3 protein-coding genes and 1 pseudogene are annotated in these 3467 nt (G+C 74.5%); 3 read left to right on the forward strand and 1 reads right to left on the reverse strand.

Annotated elements, in window-relative coordinates; translation table 11 throughout:
• Positions 1-984, reverse strand: a pseudogene (locus ABD317_RS31655) (HAD family hydrolase); the annotation flags it as partial.
• A gap of 202 nt (positions 985-1186) precedes the next feature.
• Here ABD317_RS31655 and ABD317_RS31660 point away from each other — a divergent pair.
• The 3 genes from ABD317_RS31660 to hemA form a co-directional block, all read left to right on the forward strand.
• On the forward strand, positions 1187-1471 hold the full coding sequence (locus tag ABD317_RS31660) for a glutaredoxin family protein (protein WP_344294455.1): 285 nt from the start codon (positions 1187-1189) through the stop codon (positions 1469-1471).
• Between the two features lie 155 nt (positions 1472-1626).
• Positions 1627-2475 (forward strand): redox-sensing transcriptional repressor Rex, encoded by an 849-nt coding sequence (locus ABD317_RS31665; RefSeq protein WP_344294456.1) that lies wholly within the window; start codon positions 1627-1629, stop codon positions 2473-2475.
• The coding region (hemA, locus tag ABD317_RS31670) for a glutamyl-tRNA reductase (RefSeq protein WP_344294458.1) at positions 2472-3467 on the forward strand (996 nt) is incomplete at its 3' end. The genes ABD317_RS31665 and hemA, both read left to right, overlap by 4 nt.

The raw sequence follows: 3467 nt of genomic DNA on the forward strand, positions 1-3467 counted from the left end.
ACGGGCGGCAGCGAGAGCCTGCTCCCGCACCTCTTCCGCCACCGCGCCCGGACCGGCCGCTGCCCGGGCGCCGACCTTCGCCGCCTTGCGGCCCGTACGGTAGTCGCGCAGCCGCCATCCGTGTTCGCGCGCGTGCTTGCGCAGCCGCGCGTCGGGGTTGATGGCGTACGGATGGCCGACGAGGGAGAGCATCGGGATGTCGTTGGCCGAGTCGCTGTACGCGGCGCAGCGCGCCAGCTCCAGCGTCTCGGCGGCGGCCAGCGCCCGTACCGCCTCGGCCTTGGCGGGCCCGTGCAGCACCTCGCCGACGAGCCGGCCGGTGTAGACGCCGCCGACGGACTCCGCGACCGTGCCCAGCGCGCCGGTCAGGCCGAGCCGGCGGGCGATGATGGTCGCGGTCTCGACGGGGGCGGCGGTGACGAGCCACACCTTCTGGCCCGCGTCCAGGTGCGCCTGCGCCAGCGCGCGGGTGCCGGGCCAGATGCGCTCGGCCATGTACTCGTCGTAGATCTCCTCGCCCATCTCCATGAGATCGGCGACGCGGTGGCCCTGCACGATGGACAGCGCGCTGGACTGCGCGTCCTCCATGTGCCCGGAGTTCTCGGCGCCGGCGAGGCGGAAGTACGCCTGCTGCCAGGCGAACCGGGCGAGGTCGCGGGTGCGGAAGAACTTGCGCTTGTACAGCCCGCGGCCGAAGTGGTAAAGCGCGGCGCCCTGCATGATCGTGTTGTCGAGGTCGAAGAAGGCCGCCGCGTGCACGTCGCCGTGGACGGGGAAGTCCGGCTCCTCTTCCTCCGCCGCGGGCGGGCCGGCCGCCGTCGCGCCCGCGGCGAGGGCGGCCTCCGCCTCCGCCTGCGTGGCGTGCTCCAGCTCCTGCGAGGTCTTGCGGGCCGCCTCGGCCGCGGCTTCGCCGGCCGCGACGCTGCGCGCGGTCGCGCGGCGCCGGGCGGTGAGCCATCGGAAAGCGGCCATGCCGATGAGCATAACGGTGCGAGGCGGGCCGGCCGGTGTCGAGGGGTTGCGGCCCAGCGGACGCCCGCGTGAACTCCCGGATGGTTTCCGCCCGCCTCCGCCCGGCCGCTGCCGGACCGCGATCGCCCGCCGCTCGCTCTCTGCTCGCTCTTTGTCTGACTCCGATCGCTTCCGCGTGCTCCGTACGGCGTTTGCGGGCGGCACAATCGAAGGCATGAGCCTGCTGCGACGTAAGACCGGCGCGTCCGCGCCCGCCGCCGCCGACCGGACCGTGACCCTGATCGGCAAGCCCGGCTGCCACCTCTGCGACGAGGCGCGCGAGGTGGTCGTCTCCGTGTGCGCGGAGCTGGGCGCCGGCTGGGAGGAGAAGGACATCACCGCGGACGAGGAGCTGTACCGCCGCTACTGGGAGCAGATCCCGGTGGTGCTCGTGGACGGTGAGCAGCACGACTTCTGGCGGGTGGATCCCGAGCGGCTGCGGCGGGCGCTGCGGTCGTGAGACGCGGGGTGAGGCACGGGGTGACGCCCGTCACTTTGCCCGGACAAAGCGGACAGTATCTTTGTGCACGCGTTCACAAAGGCATAGCCTTCTCTCATCAGTGCGGTTTCGCCCCGGCGGGCCGTACGCGGCACCGCACGAGCGTCAGGAGCACCGTGGCAACTGGCCGAACTCACCGAACGGCGACCCGGAGCCGAGGGATCCCCGAGGCCACCGTCGCCCGGCTCCCGCTGTATCTGCGGGCCCTCACGGCGCTCTCCGAGCGCTCCGTGCCCACGGTCTCCTCGGAGGAACTGGCCACCGCCGCCGGTGTCAACTCGGCCAAGCTGCGCAAGGACTTCTCCTACCTCGGCTCGTACGGCACCCGCGGCGTCGGCTACGACGTCGAGTACCTCGTCTACCAGATCTCCCGCGAACTCGGCCTGACCCAGGACTGGCCCGTGGTCATCGTCGGCATCGGCAACCTCGGCGCCGCCCTCGCCGGCTACGGCGGCTTCGCCTCCCGCGGCTTCCGCGTCGCCGGGCTCATCGACGCCGACCGGGCCATGACCGGCAAGCAGGTCGCGGGCCTGACCGTGCGGCACACCGACGAACTGGAGCCGCTCATCAAGGAGAGCGGCGTCTCCATCGGCGTCATCGCCACCCCGGCCGGCGCCGCGCAGGCCGTCTGCAACCGGCTCGTGGAGGCCGGCGTCACGTCGATCCTCAACTTCGCGCCCACCGTGCTGAACGTCCCCGACGGCGTCGACGTCCGCAAGGTCGACCTGTCGATCGAGCTGCAGATCCTCGCCTTCCACGAGCAGCGCAAGGCCGGCGAGGAGGCCGAGCTGCGCGACGCCGAGGCGGCGGCCGCCGCGGCCGCCGCGCAGAGCGGCGCCGTCGAGCGCGGCACCGCCGGGACCGCCGGGACCGCGGCCGGCACCGCCGCCGGGAACGCGGCCGCCGCGAAGAAGCGCACCGGGCAGGGGCCCGACGGGGACGTGCCCGCCGTGATGCCCGCATGAGTGTCCTCGTCGTCGGCCTCAGCCACCGCAGCGCGCCCGTGAGCGTGCTGGAGCGCGCCTCGCTCGCGCCGGACGCGCGCGGGAAGCTGCTCGCGGACGCGGTGGCCGCGGCTCCGGTCACGGAGGCGGCGGTGCTGGCCACGTGCAACCGGATCGAGCTGTACGCCGCGGTGGACAAGTTCCACGCGGGCGTCGCCGAGCTGTCGACGCTGCTGGCGCAGCACGCGGGCGTGGGCCTGGAGGAGCTGACGCCGCACCTGTACGTGCACTACGAGGACCGCGCCGTGCACCACCTGTTCACGGTGGGCTGCGGGCTGGACTCCATGGTCGTCGGCGAGGGGCAGATCCTCGGCCAGATCAAGGAGTCGCTGGCCCTCGGCCAGCAGCTGCACACCGCCGGGCGGACGCTGAACGACCTGTTCCAGCAGGCGCTGCGGGTCGGCAAGCGGGCGCACAGCGAGACGGAGATCGACAAGGCGGGGCAGTCGCTGGTCTCGTTCGGGCTGGCGCAGCTCGCGGCGGGCGCGCCGGTGGCCGCGTGGGTGGCCGGCCGCCGGGCGCTGGTGATCGGCGCGGGCTCGATGTCGTCGCTGGCGGCGACGACGCTGGCGCGGGCCGGGGCGGCGGAGCTGGTGATCGCCAACCGCACGTACGAGCGCGCGGAGCGCCTGGCGGCGAGCCTCAACGCGGGGTCGGCGGTGGCGGGCGGCTGGTCGCCCGCGGGGCCGCCTGCCGCGGGCACGGCGGGTGCGATCCCGGCGCAGGCGCACCCCGGGCAGACCGCGGCGGCCGCCGCGGACGGGACGGTGGCCCGGGCGGTGCGGGTGGAGGACATCGCGGACGAGCTGGTGGCCGCGGACATGGTCGTCTCCTGCACGGGGGCGACGGGCCTGGTGCTGACGGCCGACGACGTCGGCGAGGTGGTAAGCCGCCGCGCGCCAGCCGGTGGCGGAGGGGCGCCAGCCGCGGGCCCGCCGGGAGCCGAGGGCGCG

The sequence above is a fragment of the Streptomyces synnematoformans genome (genome assembly GCF_039531005.1).
Taxonomy (GTDB): domain Bacteria; phylum Actinomycetota; class Actinomycetes; order Streptomycetales; family Streptomycetaceae; genus Streptomyces; species Streptomyces synnematoformans.